Source organism: Shewanella alkalitolerans, assembly GCF_019457575.1.
Lineage (GTDB): Bacteria > Pseudomonadota > Gammaproteobacteria > Enterobacterales > Shewanellaceae > Shewanella > Shewanella loihica.
Genome location: NZ_CP080422.1, coordinates 3,651,258 through 3,669,643 on the forward strand (window position 1 = coordinate 3,651,258; position 18,386 = coordinate 3,669,643).

Annotated in this window: 11 protein-coding genes; 5 read left to right on the forward strand and 6 right to left on the reverse strand. The window is 55.3% G+C overall.

Translation table 11 applies throughout. The features are described from left to right. Positions 1–6 precede the first annotated feature (6 nt). Complete coding sequence (locus K0J45_RS15940) at positions 7–591, forward strand: TetR/AcrR family transcriptional regulator (protein ID WP_220043267.1); 585 nt, start codon at positions 7–9, stop codon at positions 589–591. Between the two features lie 165 nt (positions 592–756). Then, positions 757–1,932, forward strand: a complete 1,176-nt coding sequence (locus K0J45_RS15945; protein ID WP_220043268.1) for a membrane dipeptidase — start codon at positions 757–759, stop codon at positions 1,930–1,932. 428 nt (positions 1,933–2,360) lie between these two features. Here the strand turns inward: K0J45_RS15945 and K0J45_RS15950 are convergent, their stop codons facing one another. Next, complete coding sequence (locus K0J45_RS15950) at positions 2,361–3,206, reverse strand: HNH endonuclease (RefSeq protein WP_220043269.1); 846 nt, start codon at positions 3,204–3,206, stop codon at positions 2,361–2,363. Positions 3,207–3,779: 573 nt separating this feature from the next. On the opposite strand from K0J45_RS15950, the gene K0J45_RS15955 reads away from it, so the two are divergent. Further along, a complete protein-coding gene (locus K0J45_RS15955; RefSeq protein WP_220043270.1) occupies positions 3,780–4,634 on the forward strand; it encodes a DMT family transporter in 855 nt (284 codons plus the stop codon). A 573-nt stretch (positions 4,635–5,207) separates the two neighbouring features. On the opposite strand, the gene K0J45_RS15960 is transcribed toward K0J45_RS15955, so the two are convergent. After that, positions 5,208–6,998 carry a flavocytochrome c gene (locus K0J45_RS15960; protein ID WP_011866908.1) on the reverse strand — a complete coding sequence of 597 codons (1,791 nt, stop codon included), beginning with the start codon at positions 6,996–6,998 and terminating at the stop codon, positions 5,208–5,210. A gap of 398 nt (positions 6,999–7,396) precedes the next feature. Here K0J45_RS15960 and K0J45_RS15965 point away from each other — a divergent pair, with 398 nt between their 5' ends. Beyond that, positions 7,397–9,361: an ATP-binding protein gene (locus K0J45_RS15965; protein WP_220043271.1), complete on the forward strand. Its 1,965-nt coding sequence runs from the start codon at positions 7,397–7,399 to the stop codon at positions 9,359–9,361. A gap of 9 nt (positions 9,362–9,370) precedes the next feature. Next, positions 9,371–10,759, forward strand: coding sequence for a sigma-54-dependent transcriptional regulator (locus K0J45_RS15970; RefSeq protein ID WP_220043272.1), 1,389 nt, complete (start codon positions 9,371–9,373; stop codon positions 10,757–10,759). A 61-nt stretch (positions 10,760–10,820) separates the two neighbouring features. On the opposite strand, the gene K0J45_RS15975 is transcribed toward K0J45_RS15970, so the two are convergent. The 4 genes from K0J45_RS15975 to K0J45_RS15990 all read right to left on the reverse strand — a co-directional run bounded on the left by K0J45_RS15975 (position 10,821) and on the right by K0J45_RS15990 (position 18,219). Beyond that, complete coding sequence (locus K0J45_RS15975; RefSeq protein ID WP_220043273.1) at positions 10,821–12,083, reverse strand: dicarboxylate/amino acid:cation symporter; 1,263 nt, start codon at positions 12,081–12,083, stop codon at positions 10,821–10,823. 588 nt (positions 12,084–12,671) lie between these two features. Beyond that, positions 12,672–13,892, reverse strand: coding sequence for a phosphoenolpyruvate carboxylase (locus K0J45_RS15980; protein WP_144202060.1), 1,221 nt, complete (start codon positions 13,890–13,892; stop codon positions 12,672–12,674). A gap of 1 nt (position 13,893) precedes the next feature. After that, positions 13,894–14,547: a condensin complex protein MksE gene (locus K0J45_RS15985; RefSeq protein WP_011866913.1), complete on the reverse strand. Its 654-nt coding sequence runs from the start codon at positions 14,545–14,547 to the stop codon at positions 13,894–13,896. Beyond that, complete coding sequence (locus K0J45_RS15990; RefSeq protein ID WP_220043274.1) at positions 14,548–18,219, reverse strand: ATP-binding protein; 3,672 nt, start codon at positions 18,217–18,219, stop codon at positions 14,548–14,550. Positions 18,220–18,386 lie beyond the last annotated feature (167 nt).

Below are 18,386 nucleotides of genomic sequence, written 5' to 3' on the forward strand. Positions count from 1 at the left end.
GCGCAGATGACAGCAAGCAGCAAACGCACCAAGAAACAGGCCATCTTAGAGACCGCCCTGCAGCTGTTCGTCAGCCAGGGCTTTCATGGCACCAGCACGGCCACCATCGCCCGCGAGGCAGGGGTCGCGACAGGCACCCTGTTTCATCATTTCCCCTCCAAGGAGCAGCTGCTCGAGCAGCTGTTTCTCGGCGTTAAGCAGGAATTTGCCGACGCCATACAAGCGAGCGTCAGCAGCCGTGGCAACCTCAAGCAAGATGCCGAGCAGCTCTGGTTTGCGGCGCTGACCTGGGCCATGGCCAATCCGCTCAAGCAGGCGTTTTTTCAGCTCTACTCCATGTCACCCAACGTCGAGCAGTCGGTGCGGGATCAGGCGATGCACGGCATCCTAGGCTTTATTGCCGAGTTGATCCACCAGGGCCAGGCAAGCGGCGAGCTGGCCGAGTACCCCATCGAGCTGATGCAGGACAACTGCCACGGCCAATACCTGGCCGCCACCCGCTACTTTGTCGACCACCCTGAGCGCTGGCAGCAAGCCCATGAGCGCAGCGCCAGCTTCGCCCTCTTCTGGAATGCCATGGCCAAAGTCTAGATATAGGTCTAGCGCCAAGGTCTAAATCCAGGTCTAGATCTAATGCTTCAGTCCTGAAGGCGCTGCATTCGCCGCGCCTCGCTGGTCGCCTCCTCGGCTTTGGTGATACACTCGATGGCTATTCAGCGTCCAGCAAAGATAAAAATAACAAGAACAAGGAGTCCCATGGCCATTCAAGTCACCCGTCGCCAACTGATCAAAGCATTAGCCGCTGCGGGCATGCTCAGCCAACTGCCCGCCGCTAACGTGTTTGCCAACACGAATGCCTTGGGTAAGGGGAATACTAAGCCCCTCTATATCGACGGCCTCTCCTTCCTGCCGGAGGATTTAGCCGATCTCAAGGCCTCGAAGCTCGATGCCTATCTGTGCGATATCTCCGCCATCGAGGCCATAGAACAGGCCGATGGCACCACCAACTACAAACGCACCTACAATGCCTGCGTCAAGAGCATCGGCGAGGCCCTGACTAGGGTAAACGCCAACCCAGACAAGCTAATACTGGGGCGCAACGCCAAGGATATTCAGACCGCCCATGACAGCGGACGCACTGCCGTCTTCTTCCAGATCCAAGGCGCCGACTGCGTCGAGCAGAGCATAAATCAAGACCTTAATCAGGTGGATGAGTTTTATGAACGCGGCCTAAGGGTACTGCAGCTCACCCACCACTATGGCAACCCGTTTAGCGGCGGCGCCCTAGACAACGACGGCAAGCAGGGGCTCAACCTGCCGCTCACCAAGGCCGGCCATCAGCTGATCCACAAGCTCAACAGCAAGCGGATGCTGATCGATGTCAGCCACTCCAGCCCTCAGTCGGCGCTGGACAGCGCCAAGGCCAGCCGTGCGCCGATAGTGCAGAGCCATGGCGCCGTGCGCGCCATCGTCAATCACGCCCGCTGCTCACCCGATGAGGTGATCAAGGCGATTGCCGATACCGGCGGCCTGTTCGGCGTCTTCATGATGACCTTCTGGCTCACCACTGAGCAAACGCCCACCACAGACCACTACCTGGCCCAGCTCAAGCACGTCGCCAATGTCGGTGGCATAGACGCCGTCGCCATCGCCAACGACTACCCGCTGCGGGGCCACGAGAAACTCTTAGAGCTAGACAACGACAACGCCGAAGGGGTGAAACAATATGTCGAGTGGTGGCACAGCCTGCGAGCCCGCGGCGTACTCGGCTTCGACCACGAACCTCAGCACGTGGTGATCCCAGCGCTTAACCATATCGAGCGCATGGAGCGCATCGACAGCGCGCTGACCCGCGCCGGATTCAGCAGCGGCGATCGCGCTAAAATAATGGGCGGGAATTGGCAGCGGGTGTTGACCGAGGTACTAGGCTAGTCCCTCTGACCCGAGCTGGTTACTCTAACCTAGGCTGGTTACTCTGACCTAAGCTGGTTAGCGTCCAGCCTAATGACGCTTTCCTAAAGTTTCCTTTTACAACATCTACCCGATTTCGTATTTGAAAGGCATCCTTTAACCAAGACAGCATGGTGTATCAATTGCCTGCGGCAGGTGCAGTGCATGGAGGCACCAATGTCGTGATCTCATGGATGTGAATGAACGACCTACTGTGCAGATACGCCTGTGAGACGCCGTAAATAAGTCCCTTTAGGCTCTGCCGAAACATCCCTGTTTCGGAAGCTCACCGGCGTATCTACACCCAGTTATCCATCTCTTCGATTACACGACATGGGAAAGTTCCGGACATTTCCAATGTTAGATTTTTTGTTCTAACTCACTTAGCTCGAATTTATAGGGGTAACGCCTTAAGAACGGGCTCCGGTTACGGCGTCCCGCTTACTTGACTTATTAGAAGTTTTTTCAATCAATTCCATTAGCTCGCTTATTGATAGGGTATTTGCTCTTCTTCTGTGAACTACTGAATGACAATTTGCACATAAAGGAACTAAATCTGTTTCTGGATCTATGCTTTTCGGGCCGCCAAGCTCGGATACAGGTGTTCGATGATGAATATGAATATAGCCATCAGCATACTCTCCATAAAACTCGCCAAAGTTAAATCCACAAGCAAAACATGAGTTACCATGAATAGCTATTGCTTGCTTTCTATACTTGGGGTCTCTTTCGTAAGTAGTTACGTAGCGCATAGACGCTTTTCCATCACTTGATGACTCCAATAAGTTATCAAGATCGTTTAATGCTTCGCTCGCATTATAATCAGGAGTTGACTCAGAAACCTGACCCAACTCAGCCAATGAGATGATTTTTTGGTATATATATTGGTCTATAACTCTGGCACCATCACGCCAATAGTTGTTTTTTCGAGTATCTGGAATTGTTTCTAAATAGCCAGATTCATTCTTTGCTAAGACCGCTTTTTCAAATGGTGTATAATCGACAATTGTTGCGAATAGGTCTCCTTTGGTGCTTTCTTTATCTGGATAGACTTTTCCTATTTTTGCTACTGCAAAGTAGTGGGGAGAATCAGATAGTCTTTTCCCAGAAAATAGCTTGTTTGTGATTTTACCCTTGTAATATACAAGTCTCGTCCCAGGCTCAAGATACCTTTGATACCTTTTCGGAAAGTGATACAGAATACCGGTTTCATCTTCCCAAGCTGACTCATCATTTTCCGTGATTATTGTATACACGATACTTCCTTATACTCCTAACAGCTTATTAGTGCATATGCGCGTTGACCTCATTAGGCCAGTGACAAAGCGCATTGTTAACTTATTGTATTGTAAAGAAGTTATCACCTTTACTTCAATTACACCATCCAGAAAAACGCGCATGTGCTTTTCCAAACCTCCCACCTAGAGAGTTTAAGCTTAAGTGTATGAATGTGATAGTTTTTTCATTCCCCAAATTGCCACCTATAGAAAACAAAGTGCCAAAGATGCCTAAGTTTTCCTATCTATCGACAACAAATAAAGTCAAATCGAAGAGACGTTAGATACCGAGTGTAAACACGTTTTTGGCCTTCGAAATCAGGGATGATTTCGCAGAGCCCACAGGGAAGTGCTCGTGGCGTGCCAAAAACGTGTTTGCACATAAGCCCACCGCAGGTGATAGATAACCATGAAGGTTCAACCTTCAATTCACTCAATAAACTCATATACCGTGAAATGCCAAACCATTAACCCTCAACACCGTGGCAAACAACCAATCCCACGATACACTGAAACTAATATCGCTAAGAGATTCAACGCAGAAGATTAACCATGCCCCAACAACCCTGGATACGCCTGCTGTTACTCACCTCGGTCACCATGCTGGCGTTTGCGGCCAACTCGCTGTTTTGCCGGGAGGCCCTGGCATCGGGCAGTATCGGCGCAGCCAGCTTCACCCTGATACGTATCGCCTCCGGTGCCCTGGTGCTTGGGATACTCGCATCACGTCATATTCGCGCCGGTGGCCTTGGCGGCAACTGGCTCTCGGCAACGGCGCTATTTGGTTACGCGGTCGCATTCTCTTTTGCCTACAACAGCCTAAGCGCCAGCACAGGTGCCTTGTTGCTGTTCGGTGCGGTGCAGATCACCATGATCCTCTACGGTTTATGGTCGGGCGAGCGGATAAATCGAAAACAAGTGATAGGCGCCCTGCTAGCTGGAGCGGGATTGGTATGGTTAGTACTGCCGGGGGTGAGTGCTCCACCCTTAATTGGCGCTGTGCTAATGATAATCGCCGGGGTTTCCTGGGGCGTCTACTCCCTGCTCGGCCGAGGCACTAAGCGCCCAACCCTGGCCACGGCGGGGAATTTTATTCGCGCAGTGCCCATGGCCCTGGTGCCTTTTGCCCTGCTCGTCCATTCTGAGACGATCAGCGCCACCGGGATTCTCTACGCCGTCGCCTCAGGCGCTCTCGCCTCGGGATTGGGCTACGCCCTGTGGTATTTAGTCCTGCCCTCGCTTTCTGCCGTCACCGCCGCGACCGTGCAGCTCAGCGTACCCATTATTGCCGCCTTCGGCGGCTTCATCTGGCTCGACGAGGCATTAACAAGCAGGCTCCTGCTCGCCTCCATCGCCGTCCTCGGCGGCATCGCCCTGTTTGTCATGAGTAAAAACTCTCCCCGCTAGGATAGGAGATAAGTAACACCTAAGGTAGGCAACTCCACTTCCCTATACCGACAAACGATAGAACACTTAACTAACGCAAATAAAGTCTAATCGAAGAGATGGAATACCCAAGTGTAGATGCATCTGCGGACGTCGATGGCAGGGATGCCATCGTCGAGCCTCCAAGGAAGGATTTACGGCGTGTAGCAGATGTATCTACACAAAAGCGAGCCGCAGGCTATAGGATACAGTTACTATTCGACAGACAAAGAACTGGCAAATACAAAAACCGTCCATCCCTGGGCTTTGGCATAAGTGTTCCTGACACAAATACCCTCTTCGGCCTTCTGACCTCCAGGTCTAAATCCTTCCCTAGGATTTTAGACATTCCCCACTTCCCTGTGGGTCAGGGAGGAAATGCCTTGAAATGCCGGGAACATTTCAAGGCCCTGGCCACCGGGGATGACTTCCCCATAAACGTAAGTCCCTATACAAAAAAGCCACGGCGGTGGCCGTGGCTTTCAGCGGTGGCTTCCTAGCCACCTTTTGGAGTGTTAACTATGTTAGTAACCGGTTGATATTGATTAAGAAATATTAGTGTTTCTTAGCGTAATCAGCGGCTTGTTCACCGGCTAGGCGACCAAAGGTGATGATGTCAGAGATAGCGTTACCACCAAGACGGTTTGCACCGTGAACACCACCAGTCACTTCACCCGCGCCGTATAGGCCTGGAATCACCTGTTTCTTGGCATCCATTACCTCGGCCTTAGTATCGATCATCACGCCGCCCATGGTGTGGTGAACACCAGGAGTCACTTCGATGGCATAGTAGTTACCTTCGTTCAGTGCGCGTGGCAGGTTAGGACGCTCGAAATCGGCATCTTTACCACTGGTCACGAAGCTGTTGTAACGAGCGACAGTCTCGGTCAACGCCTTACCATCGATACCTTCCAGCTTGCCTAGTTTCTCCAGACTATCTGCGCTAGGTGCTACGCCCAGGCCGATATACTTGTCGATCTTCTTCAGTGACTTACGTACTGAATCATCGAAGATCAGGTAAGCAGACTTACCAGTTTGCTGAAGGATTGCCGCAGCCGCCTTGTCACGAGTAGTGATCTCGTTGACGAAGCGCTTACCTTCACGGTTAACCAGGATAGCGCCGTTACCACGAACCGCTTCGGTCACCATCACACCACCTTTAACAGATAGGGTTGGGTGAGCCTGGATGTATTCAAGGTCTTTCATCGCCGCGCCAGCGTTTGCTGCTACGTCGATACCGTCACCGACTGCACCTGGTTGGTTAGTCGATACGAAGCCTTTCAGCTTAGGATCCAGCTTAGACACGCGTTCGTTGTTCTTAGCGAAACCACCGGTAGCCAGAATCACTGCATCGGCTTTCACCCAGTAGTAACCCTTGTACATACCCTTAACCAGGATACCTTTCACCTTACCGCTGTCGTCTTTGAGGATCTCAACGCCGCGAGTGTTCATGCGGATATCGATGTTGCGCTTAACCGCGTTATCGTACAGCACCTGTACCACGTGAGCGCCAACACCGGCACCACCTGTAGGACGGTGTGAACGGTTAACAGAAGCACCACCCATACGGCCTACGTCGCTTAAGTCAGCGCCCATGCCAGTCATCCAGTCGACAGAGCCTTTTGAGTGAGAAGAAAGGATCTTAACCAACTCAGGATCGTTGATGTTACGGCCACCTTTCATGGTGTCTTTAAACATGATCTCTGGGTCATCTTTGATGTTTTTCGCTTTTTGCTGATCGGTCCAAGCGGCGTTCATACCACCGGCCGCCAACTTGGCGTTACCGCCGATAACCGGCTCTTTCTCGATCAGAATCACTTTAGCGCCATTATCGTGGGCCGATACTGCGGCAGAGAAACCTGCGCCGCCTGAACCTACAACCACTACGTCAACGGTATCGCGAGGTGCGCTAGCAAGAGCCGCTTGACGTTCTGCCTTGTCTTTCGCCAGTTCGGCGATAGTTGGCTCGTGACGTTCCCACTTCTTGGCATAAGGCATGTTGAAATCGAAGCTATGGCAAGAGTCACAGTAGACCATAGATTTTTCGTGTGCGCTGTGGCAAGAAGTACAAGAAACATCACCAGGGAAGTGAGAATCGTGGGCGTTGTAGTGTTCATGCTTAGTGCTTTCAGCCACTTCCGCTAGGGTACCGTGACAAGAAACACACTGAGCATTTTCATAGGTCAGGCTGTCGTTTGATAGCTCACCGTCTGCTTGGTGACAGCTATCACACTCTTGGTTTTGGGCGTGGAAATCAGCCAGGTTGTCGGCTGCCATGGCGTTGCCCATGAATCCGGCTGTGCCCATCAAGGTGGCTAGACAAACCGCAAGTTTCATCTTTTTCATCTTTGCTCCCCCTTCTAAACTTACAGGTTTAACCCGCTGAATTTAGAAGCACTTACATTATATTTAGATTAAAGTGGTTCACACTTCACTTTAGAAGAAAGCCTCAACCGGTATTGATGAGTACCTCGGGCTTTCACTATCGCTCAACTAAATGATTAACCAGGAAAGAGAAGCCAGCAATCGCGCCACCGCTTTAGGCTTCAGAAATGACACCTCAATCACAGCCCTCAAGATCGCCTATGCAAGTATGCATAATCACAAAGAGGTATATGCAAAAATGCATAGCCCTATGAGATCCCGGTCACACAGCATTCCTACTGGGATTGGGTTAGATAAGAAATCGCTAATTCGAGTAATACAGCACAGTTTATTACTGCGGAAAATTGTAGTATTTCAGCATGAAACGCTTACTGCTCTGCCTAATCTTCTTCAGCTTTCCCGCATTATCGCAGGAGAGTATCGTCTTTGGCGTTCACTCGAAAACCGCGCCGCTGGAGTGGCGCAACAACGGTGTGGATCAAGGTTTCAACATAGAGTTGATGCACAGGATCGGCCAGCTGACCGATAAGCGTATCATCATCCGCCGAAAGAGCTTTCAACAGCTAGTGAAAGACGTGCACAATCCGGGCAGCGACATCGACGTGATCGCCGTGGTCAGCCCGGTGAACCTGGATCGCAAGCTCAGCCAGTCCGATCCCATCTACGCCACCCACGCCAAGGCCTATACCCTGCAAGGCAAGGCGCTGATCAACAGCTGGACAGATCTGGTGGGCAAGCGGGTCGCCATCAAGAAGGGCGCCTTCGTTGACGTCTACCTGTCGGGCTACCCGCAGAAATTTAACCGTGTGGATGTCGACCTGTATGAGACCGGCTTTAAGCAGCTGATCGAGGGCGAGGTCGACGTGGTGATCGCCGAGAGCTTCGTGGCCCGCCGCCTGCTGCCCCTCTACCCTTCGGTGCGCAGCTCGAGTGATGCCCTCATCTATGGCGCCTTCAACTTCGTCTGCAACGGCAAGAAGGCCGCCTTGATGCAGGAGATCAACGACGCCCTGCGTCAGCTCAAGCTATCCGGGGAATATGACCGCCTGGTCAACAAGTGGTTTGGCACCGGCCGCGAGAAGGTGGACCTGACCTCCACCGAGAAACGCATGTTCTCCCTGGCGATCCTGGTAGCCATCGTCTCGGCCAGCGGCATGATCTATACCGGCTTCATCAGCGCCAGCCTGCGCAGACGTAAGAAAGCCCTTGACGCCGAGCTCATTCAACGTCGCCGGGTCGAGGCGGAGATTTCTAACATCTCCAAGCAGTTTCAGTCGGTACTGGACGGTATTCCCCACGGTGTGACCATAGTCAACCGCGAGCTGCAACGCCTGTGGAGTAACGACAACAATGTGCATCTGCTGATCTCAGAGGACTTCCATTACATAGACGACCAAGCCTTTGACCTCAGACCGGCGGTGCTACAGGTGCTCAACGAGCAGAAGTCGCTGATTGCCGACATGATGTATCTGGAGCAATATTGGCAGCTGCAGATCCACCCCATCGCCAATGATCAGGTGGTGGTGCTGCTGGAAGAGAGCACGGAGCAGCACAAGCTGCGTCAGGCCAACGAAGAGGCCAGCCGTTTAGCATCGCTTGGGGAGCTTTCTGCCGGCATCGCCCATGAGATCAACAACCCCACGGGCCTCATCCTGCACTCCATCTCGCTATTTTCGGCGGCCATCAAGGACCTAAATCCGGCGGCCAACTATTACCAACAGCAAAACCCCTTCTGGCAGATCGCCGGGCTCGCGCCCAGCCAGGCCATGGAGGAGATGGCGGTGAGCGGCGACACCATAGAGGAGGCCGCCAAGCGCATCAGCCGTATCGTCAACGATCTCAAGCGCTACGCCCTGCCTAACCTCACCCAAGATCATACGCTGGTCAGCCTCAATGAGGTGGTCGAGGTGGCGCTGCGTCTCACCGCTAACCAAACTAAGACCCGGCAGGTGACTAAGCTGCTACACCTCCCCAGTCCGAGGATCATGGGGGACGCCCAGCAGCTGCATCAGGTATTGATCAACCTTATCCAAAATGCCTGCCATGCCTGTGCGGCCCACGAAGGCAGCATTCAGATCAGCACTCAGGTGAATCAGGGGCGGGCCCTGATCAAGGTCAACGACAATGGCTGCGGCATGGACAGCGCCACCCTCAAACGTATCACAGAGCCCTTCTTCACCACCCGGCGCACCGAGGGAGGCAGCGGCCTGGGCCTGTCGGTCTGTAGCCGTATCATCAAAGAGCACCAGGGTCAGATGCAGATACACTCGGCGCCCGGTAAGGGCACCCGTATCCAACTTAGTTTTGCCTTGGTTCAGGAGTAGCAACAACAGATGAAACTTGCACGCAATATCCTTTTGGTCGACGACGAGGCCTCCTGGCTGCGCACCCTGGCGGTGACCCTCAACCGTCTGGTGCCCGAGGCAGAGATAGACACCTGCGTCGACAGTCGCCAGGTACTCAATCGCCTGCAGGTGGGCGACTATGCCCTGGTGCTGCTGGACCTCACCATGCCTTTTCACTCAGGTGAAGAACTGCTAGGAATGATCCGCGCCGAACACCCCAACACCCGGGTGATCATAGTCACGGGGGTCAACGAGGTGGATACCGCGGTGCGCTGCATCAAGCATGGCGCCTACGACTACTTCATCAAGACAGACAATGTCAGCGACCTGGCCCATACGGTGCGCCGCGCGCTGGAGGTGGTGGGGCTTGAGCGCAACTATCTGCATATCAAGGAGCGCTTTCTCAGCCGCACCTTGGACAACCCCAAGGCCTTCAACAACATACTCACCTGTGAGCCGGCGCTGCTGGACCAGTTTCGCTATCTCGAGGCCGTCGCCTTCAGCCCTGAGCCCCTGTTGATCCACGGCGAGAGCGGTACCGGCAAGAGCGAGTTTGCCCGCTCCTGCCATCAGCTCTTCAGCCCAGAGCAGCCCTTCGTCAACCTCAACCTGGCCGGGATCAACAGCGACACCTTCGAGCTTAAGCTGTGTGGCCGCCTGAGTCATAAGCCAAACGGTGAGGTCGATGCGGTCACCGGCTTGCTCCATCAGGCAGGCAGTGGTGTGCTCTACCTGAGCGAGATAGGCGCCCTGCCTCTGAGCGCCCAGATCACCTTGCTGGAGCTTATCGAGAGCCGAAGCTACTCGCCCCAGGGCAGCGACAGCCGCTTCCCCATCAAGTGTAAGTTTGTGGTCTCCACCCAGGACGATCTGCTGACCCTCAACAAGGCGGGTGAGTTTCGCAGCGATCTCCTCTACCGCCTGCGCGCCCACAAGATAAGGCTGCCGCGACTTGCCGAGCGCCCGCTGGACATCGCCATGCTGATCAACCACTTCATCGCCGAGGCCGCCGAGGAGATGTCCTTGAGCGCGCCGCAGCAGCCCAGGGATCTGGCGCCTAAACTGCTGGATTACGACTTTCCCGGTAACCTTAACGAGCTCAAGGGGATGGTGTTTGATGCCGTCAGTCGCAGCGACGGCGTTACCCTCAATATCTCCCCCTTCATGGAGGCAATCAAGGAGCATAAGTCGCTGGACGCCGCCCCCGGGGATCACATCATCTTCCCTAAGTCGCTGCCCACCCTGGCACAGATGAATCAGGCCTTGATCGACGAGGCCATGAGCCGCACCGCCAACAACCAGACCGCCGCCGCGCAGATGCTGGGGATCAGTCAGAGCGCCCTCAGCCGGCGCCTGACCAAGGGGCAGGAAAACTAGCCCCGCCAAATGGGCATAAAAAAAGCCTCTCATTGTGAGAGGCTTTTTTCATTTAAAGGTCTTAGGCCGTCTGCTGCTGATGCGCTTCTTCTTGCGCCTCGTCATGGGCATTCTCTGTGGCGTCGACTATGGTGAGCACGGCGGCGTCACCCACGACGTTACAAGAGGTCAGTACCATGTCGATCAGTCGGTCAAGTGCCGCGACAATCACGAAGGCCTCAACTGGCAGACCCATCTGGTGGATCAGCACGCCGATCATCACCATGCCGCCGCCTGGCACGCCGCCGGCGCCAACAGACAGCAGGAAGATGCTAAACAGCAGGGCGGGCAGCTGATCCATGGCGATAGGAGCGCCGAAGGAGTTAGCCACGAAGAAGATGGCGATGGTGATATAGATAGAGACGCCGCCCATGTTCATGGTCGCCCCCAGCGGCACGCCGAAACCGGCCACGGCGCGCTTCACGCCCAGCTTCTCGGTCAGGGTACGCATGGTGACAGGAATGGTGGCATTCGAGCTGGCGGTCGACAGAGAGAACAGAATCTGCTCCTGAGTCTTGGCGCGGAAGGTCTTAGCCGACACTGGGGTAAACAGGCTAACTGCCCAAGGGTAAACCACGAAGATCCACAGGAGTAGCAGGCTTAAGATCACCACCAGGTATTCGACCACGCTGAGAAACAGGCTAGCCTCCAAGGTCGCACCCAGCTTAAACATCAGCGCAAACACACCGATAGGCGCCAGCTGCATTACCACGCCGATAAGTTTCATCATCAGCTTGTTGCCTTCCATAAAGCCCTGTTGCAGTAGCGGCACGGCGCCGTTCATCGCCTTGATGACACCACCGACCAGCAGCGCCATGAAGATCACCTGCAGCATGTTGCCCGAGGTGAAGGCCGCTACCGGGTTACTCGGCACTATGTTGACGATAAGCTGCATCAGGTTAGGCAGCTCGGTTGCTGTGATCTCGGCGCCCGTGCCTCCCGTCATGTCGACCCCGAGTCCCGGCTTAAGCAGCAGGGCTACTGTTAGCGCGGCGAAGATGGCCACCAGGGTATTGATGATGTAGAAACCGAAGGTCTTGCCGCCGAGGCGACCGAAGCTCTTGAGGTCATCGAGTTCCAGCACGCCACAGACGATGCTGACGAAAACCAGGGGCACCACCATCATCATGATCATGTTGACGAACATGGTACCTAAGCCTGAAGCGACCTCGACCAAAGTGCCGGAGAAAAATCCGACATCGGCCAAGAAGTATTGAATGATGCTACCCAGAATCAGGCCTGAAAAGAGGCCGATAAAGATGCGCGTTGAAAGTGATTTAGTCATATGCTTGCCTTGTTTTGCTGCGCATCTATCGTGCGCTTTTTTTCTTCTCCATCTGACGTGGAGATAGTGATGAGAACCGTGGCTCTCCCGTTACTGGTCAGTGATAGTGGATCATGCTAGTGATAATTTCAATCACAATCTGGGCAAGTTAACAGACGCAAAACGGCAACCGCAAAGCCACACAAAGAGCAAGGCAATGATTTTTATGGTTAAAAATTTAGATAGGTGAATTTAGGCCAATCGGCAAGTTTTACTTGTTAGCACAAAAAGCCAACAATAGGTTCACAAAGACGGCACACAAGCTAGTGAAACACGCCAACAAGAGTGGATTCAGCGAGATTAAAAACCGGTTGGTGACGATTTTTTAGTGATAGTCATTGCTCACAGGCAGAGACTAGTGAGATCCACTAGGCACAGGCGAAAACACAGCAGATAGCCAAGAGGGCAGATAAACAAAAACCGCTAAACCAGCATTTTGATAAGCTACTGATTTAACGGTTTTAAGTGATTTTTAGCGTCAGATAGCAACCGGATAAGCAGTCACTACATTAGTTAACACCTGATCACGGCGAATGCTTAAGCTTGAGCTTAGGCCAACCACAACTCCACATCGCGTATGATGAAGTTACCGCTATACACAGGATGGCGCTCGCCTATGGGCTCAAGCTCAAAATAGCGTCTATGCTCCTCGGGCAAGCCCTCGTAGCCGCAAATCACCTGATACAGCCAGCTCTCGGTATCCCAGCTGAGTGCCTTAGCCTGATGGTAATCCAGCGCCGATTGTCTCAGCCCAGAGTCGATCACGGCGCAGAAATACTCATCCACCGCCAGCTTGAGCGGATTGTCGGGAATATCGAAGTCTTCCGCCTCCACTAGGGCGAAGGGCACGTCATGATCGCGCATCACAAGATCGCGACCGGCGCGGCTGATGCTCTTGATCTGTGACACCATGGCCAGCAACTCGACCTCCTGCGCCGTGTTGGTCACGTCCACCGCCGCTGGTGCCAGAATCGCCTCGGCGCGGTTAAACAGGGTCGGCAGCTGCTTGTGACTCACATGATCCGCCACCTCATAATCTGGATGCATATCCGTGTAGAGTAGCCAGCCCTTGAGCAGACGGGTACGTCCCTGGATCTGACGGAATCGTCCCAGCAGCTCCAACAGACGTCCCTGCACCACGCTAAGCTCCTGGGTACAGTCGCTCAGGGTCTCCTGCAAGCGAGTCACCAGCAGCTTACGCAGCTCGCGGATATCGCCGGCTATCTCACCCAGCTCGCTAAACTGGAACATCTCCAGTCCGTTGAGCAGCTCGGTCACCTGACTCTGGGCCAGCTCGTTTTCACGTATCTTGGCGTTGATGGTGCCCACATAGCCGAACTCGTTGTTGATACGGCTCCAGAGCACACGAATCGAGTATTTCAGCCCCTCGGTGAAGCTGTAGACCTGTTCGCTGAGATCCGCCAAATAAGCCTCGCTGGCACTGTAATCGGCGGCCTGACGGGCCTCCTTGTAGTGGTCGGCAAGGGTCTTGATGGTGGCCAAGGATGAGCCGACATTGGCGTCGATCTGACGATTGCGCTCGTCGCTCAGCACCTCTTCCAGCAGGGCGCGCACCGAGCGTTTCAGCCTCAGCCCCTGTTCGCCCTCGGGCTGCCACAGGATATCCGCCTTACGCAGCTTGTCGATGGCACCGGCGCGCTCGCCCTCTTCGGTCACAGAACCGGAGAGGTAGACATCCATGATGAGATCCGCATGGCGCCCCAGCTGCTTAAGTAGCGTGACCCCCGCCTGATGTAAGTTGCTACTCATATCAGATCAAGTCCCTCTGGGTTGCGGTTTCCGCCTGGGCCTCCAGGCTGAGTCCTTCGGTTTCATCGATAAAGCGGATCACCTCATAGAGGTAATCCAGCTTGCCGGTGGCGATATAGATCTGCTTCTCCTGGTTGGGACGCAGCAGATATCCCAGCTCCACCAGACGCTTAAACACTAGCTTTATCTGCGCATCCACCTGGGTAGAGCTGGAGCCAAACAGGCGATAGTGACTGATCTTGGCCAACTGTTCGCGAAACGCAGGAGTATCTTCGATGCGGGTCTGCAGCTCGTTGAGGCGCACCGCCGCCCCTTCTGACAGGGGCGCATCCTGGCCGCTGGCCTCTTGTACCAGCACCAACCACTCCACCAGGGGGATCAGCGCATGGCAGATGTCGCGAAACTGACTGGAGATCACCTTACGCTCATCGTCCCCCAGTTGCAGGTAACCGCAGAAGAACACCTCACCCTCCCCGGCCGAGGCCAGGGTGCGATTGATCTGATTCAGGTATTGCTCGACGTTGTCGCGAGTGGCCTGCGACTTGAGCGCGCGCCAGGCGTCTTCGTTACTGGTACGGCAGATAAACTCGCCACGCAACAAGGCTTCGATCAGGGCGCCCTGGCCCACGAGTACGGTTTGTGTGCTACTGCTCATTTACACAGCCTCCTTGGCAAAACGCTGGCTCAGCTTATCGGCAATGGGGTTAACTTGTGGCTTAACCACTTGTAATTTCTTGGTTTGCTTATTGATGATGTATCTGTTGGCAAACAGGTTAAGCACCTCAGATTCAGGGTTCGGGAAGGCGCCCAATACCGAGATGTTGTTGTTCTCACAGGCATCGAAGATCTTCTTCACGTTGCCGTGGTGCAGGGTGCCCAGCTCGTCGATCGGCCAGTGGATGGTGACGTCGGCGCGGCCACGCAGCAATCGGGTGAAGGCCAACAGGAACTTACACAAGATCAGGTAAGCCATACCATGGCTCGAAGACTCGTTGAGCTGACGGTCGGTGCGGATCACCAGGTCACTGTTGCCCTCCTTGAGGCGCAGCTCAATCTCCAATAGCTTGGCGATGCCGCCGGTGAGGGCGGCGCGGCCGATAATATCCAGGGCGCGGCGCATGCTGCTGGTGTAGTGCTCGTCCGGCAAGTCGGCGAAGCCCTCGGCCTTCCACTGTTTAAACGCCTTGACGAACTCCTCCAACTCGGGCCAGAACTCCAGCTCGCTGATGCGTGAACGGATACGTACCGCCGACTCGCTCACCCCGTCGAGGAACAGCTCTTCGCCCACCTCGCGGGTGATGCGGGCACTCTGGGAGGCGATGCGGCGGTCGATATCCGCCAGGACGTCGTAAAACGCCGTCAAGTCGATACCGAAGTTACGCCCCTGCTCTCGCAGACCCATGATCGCCTGAGGCACCATGACGTTGAGCAGCTGCTCCAGTTGCGGCACCAGCTTGCGATAATCCAGCAGGCGAATGCCCTTGTCGTTGACGAAGCTCGACTCCTCACGGGCGCGCTCCCAGGTCTCTGACAGACTTGAGCCCGACTTGCTGGCGATCACCGAATCGAAGTGCTCGATATACTGCTTCACCGAGCCCATCAGCTGATCCCGGCGCAGCAGCAACTCTTCGCCCTGACGCAGACGTTCGGTGAGACCACCTTGCATCTCGTCCTGACTCGATGGCAGCTTAAGCTCCGCCAGCTTACGCATCACGGTGCGCAACTTGGTCAGGTTCTCCGAGGCCTCCACCTGGATGGCGTCGGACTGTTTGCGCTCGCTATCATATTGCTGGCGCTGATGTTTAATCTCGTTGGCTTTGGTGGTGAGCTGTTGACTCAGCTCGGTCACCGCCATCTTGACCTGGCTCAGCTCGGTCTGCAGCTTAGGCTTGCGCGCCAGCCAGGTGTGTTGATACCAGTCGTCGAAACGCAGTACCTCGCTGCGGCGCTGCTCCGCCTTGCTGATGTTGCTCTCTAGATCGCGGATCTCTTGCTTGAGCTTGACGATCTTGGCTTCGTCGACGCCGCGGGATTTCAGCTCATCCTTATACCATTGCTCGCAGGCCTTCTGCTCCGTCTTGGCCGCCTGACGGCGATCGTTAATATTCTGCTTCACCTGAGAAAGCTGAGCATCCAAGGCACCGACCACTTCCTGCCAGTAGGCCTTCTTCTCCATGCGCGCCTCGAGCGCCTGCTCGTTCTGCTCATCGATCCACTCCTGGTGCTGGGCCTTGAGCTGTTTCATCTCGCTGTCGAGACGGGCGAGCCGCTTCTGCGAATCGGCCTTGCGAGCGCTCAGCGCCTGATTGATCTTCTCCTGCTCGGCGCGCTTCTCATCGAACAGGCGGCGCAGATCGTCGCGGCTATTCTTATAGGCCGTCTTGGCGAAGGTGAGTTCGCGGTTAAGCTTATCCAGCTCGGCGTTGATGGCCACCAGGGCCTCCTCCGCCTCCGCCTGTAGCTGCTTGGCACTGGCCAGCGCCTCCTCGGCCTCGCTGTAACGGCCCCTGAGCTCCTGCTCCGAGGCGGCATATTCTGGGGTTGCCAGCGCCTTGAGATCCAGCTCGACGCCGCAGAAGCTGTCGCCGCCGGCCGACTTGGCCGGGTGCAGGTCACTGCGATGTAAAAGCTCTGGGTTGATCAGCTTGCCTATGCTCTCCTCCCAGCCGTCGACCTCCTTGCGCAGGTACTCAAGCAGGGTGTGAGATTGAGGGAAGAGCACCTGGTGCAGTTCATCCAGTGCGCCCTGACGCTCGATGACCCTTAGCCCTGCCTGCCTCAGGCTCTCGTTGGCTTGGTCTCGCTTGGCCCTGAGCTTGCGCTCCTCGCCTGCCAGGCGATCCACCATGGCGTTGCACGCCTCCTGCTCCTCGTCGGCGCGGGAGATGCGCTCGTCAAATACCGCCAGGGTCAGCTTCTCTTCTTCGCTGTAGGTGACGCCGTTGACCTGCATCTGCAGCTCGGCCGCCGTCAGCTTGAGCAGGTATTCCTGCTCGTTATGCTTGGCGCGGCCCGCCTCCATCTGCTCACGCCAGCTTTGCTCCAGGGCGGCCAGCTCCTCACGGCCCGCCTCCTGCTGCTTGTCTCTGGCTTCACGATGTTTATCTTGTTCCTTATCTAGCTGTTCCAGCTCGCGGTTGAGATTCTCGCCTATCTTGCTGCGACGGGCGTTGTAGGCCGCCTCAATATCCTGATGCTTCTCAGTCTGCAGCTTATGACGCTCGGTCAGGTTCTCCAGGCTGGCGCGCCAGCTCGGCAGCTGCTCGAGATCCAGCTTGGCCTGCTCGATATCGGCATCGAGAAAGCCTGCATGCTGATCTTCTATGATATCCAGCTCATGCTCTATCTTGGCCACGTCGCCCTTGGCGGCGGAGAGATCCAGGTTGAGTTCGTCACGCAGCTCCTTCCACTCATCGTCGAGCTGACGCAGCTTGTTGCCGAGATCTTTCGAGCGCTGCTGATTTAGCTCCTGACGCTCTATCTCCTGGGCCTCATCCTTGCCATAGCCGCGCTTGAGGCCAGCCAGACGCTGCTCCGCGCTCAGCAACTGGTTAAACTCCTGCTCCAGCTTGTCAAATTCGGGGCGGATCTGCTCAAAGCCTTGGATCAGCTGACTCTCGCGGATCCAAGCCTCGACCCGCTGCGGATTGAGACGTGAACTCGGCGGGTTAACCCCATCCTCCTCCAAGATAGCGGCGATCATCGACTTGATGGTCTCCATCTTGCCCTCTTTGGAGTGCACCGCCTTGGCCAACTTCTCTATGTGGCGCAGCGTGTGTTCGTGCTGACACAGGGAGAACTGGCGGGCGTAGGCCCTCAGCTCGCTGCGGTTGCTGCCCGTGCTGAGCAGGGTGCGATCGTTTTGGATGATGGCGCGATATTCGCGGGTGTTCAGCAGGTTGGTCACCGCCACCCCGGCGCGCTTCATCTCACGGCCAAGCTCGGCCATGTTGTGGCAGAGAATCGACTCCCCCTGCTGTGACTTCACATAGTCTTCCAGCTCGAAGCCCTTGCCGATGAAACGATAGTTGACGCCCTTGCCATCACCGGCAGAGGCCAGCACAGCCTGGGTCAGCAGGCCATCGTCGCGGCGATACTCGTAGATGATGTAGCTGGAATCGTGGGGCAGATACCAACGCTCGAAGCTGTCACGGGTCGAGGGCACGACGCGGCTGGGATACTCGCCATAAAACACGGGCACCAGACGCTGCAAGGTGGTCTTGCCCGAGGCGTTGGTACCACAAATGTTGGTGTGTCCATCGAGGGCGAGTTCCACAACGCCGGGGAGGTGCGTATTGATCAGCACGATACGATTTAAGCTTGGCATCTCTTTCCTTATCCAAACGAGCTTGTCGGCCGCCCAGCGGGGCGAGCAGCAAAGGGGAATAGCAAAACAATCCCACTAAAGTAAAACAAAGCTATCGGCTTGGCAATCTGGCCCGGGACTTGGGCGGGATAGTCGTTTAAAAAGCGTGCGTAACACCCGATTTCAGG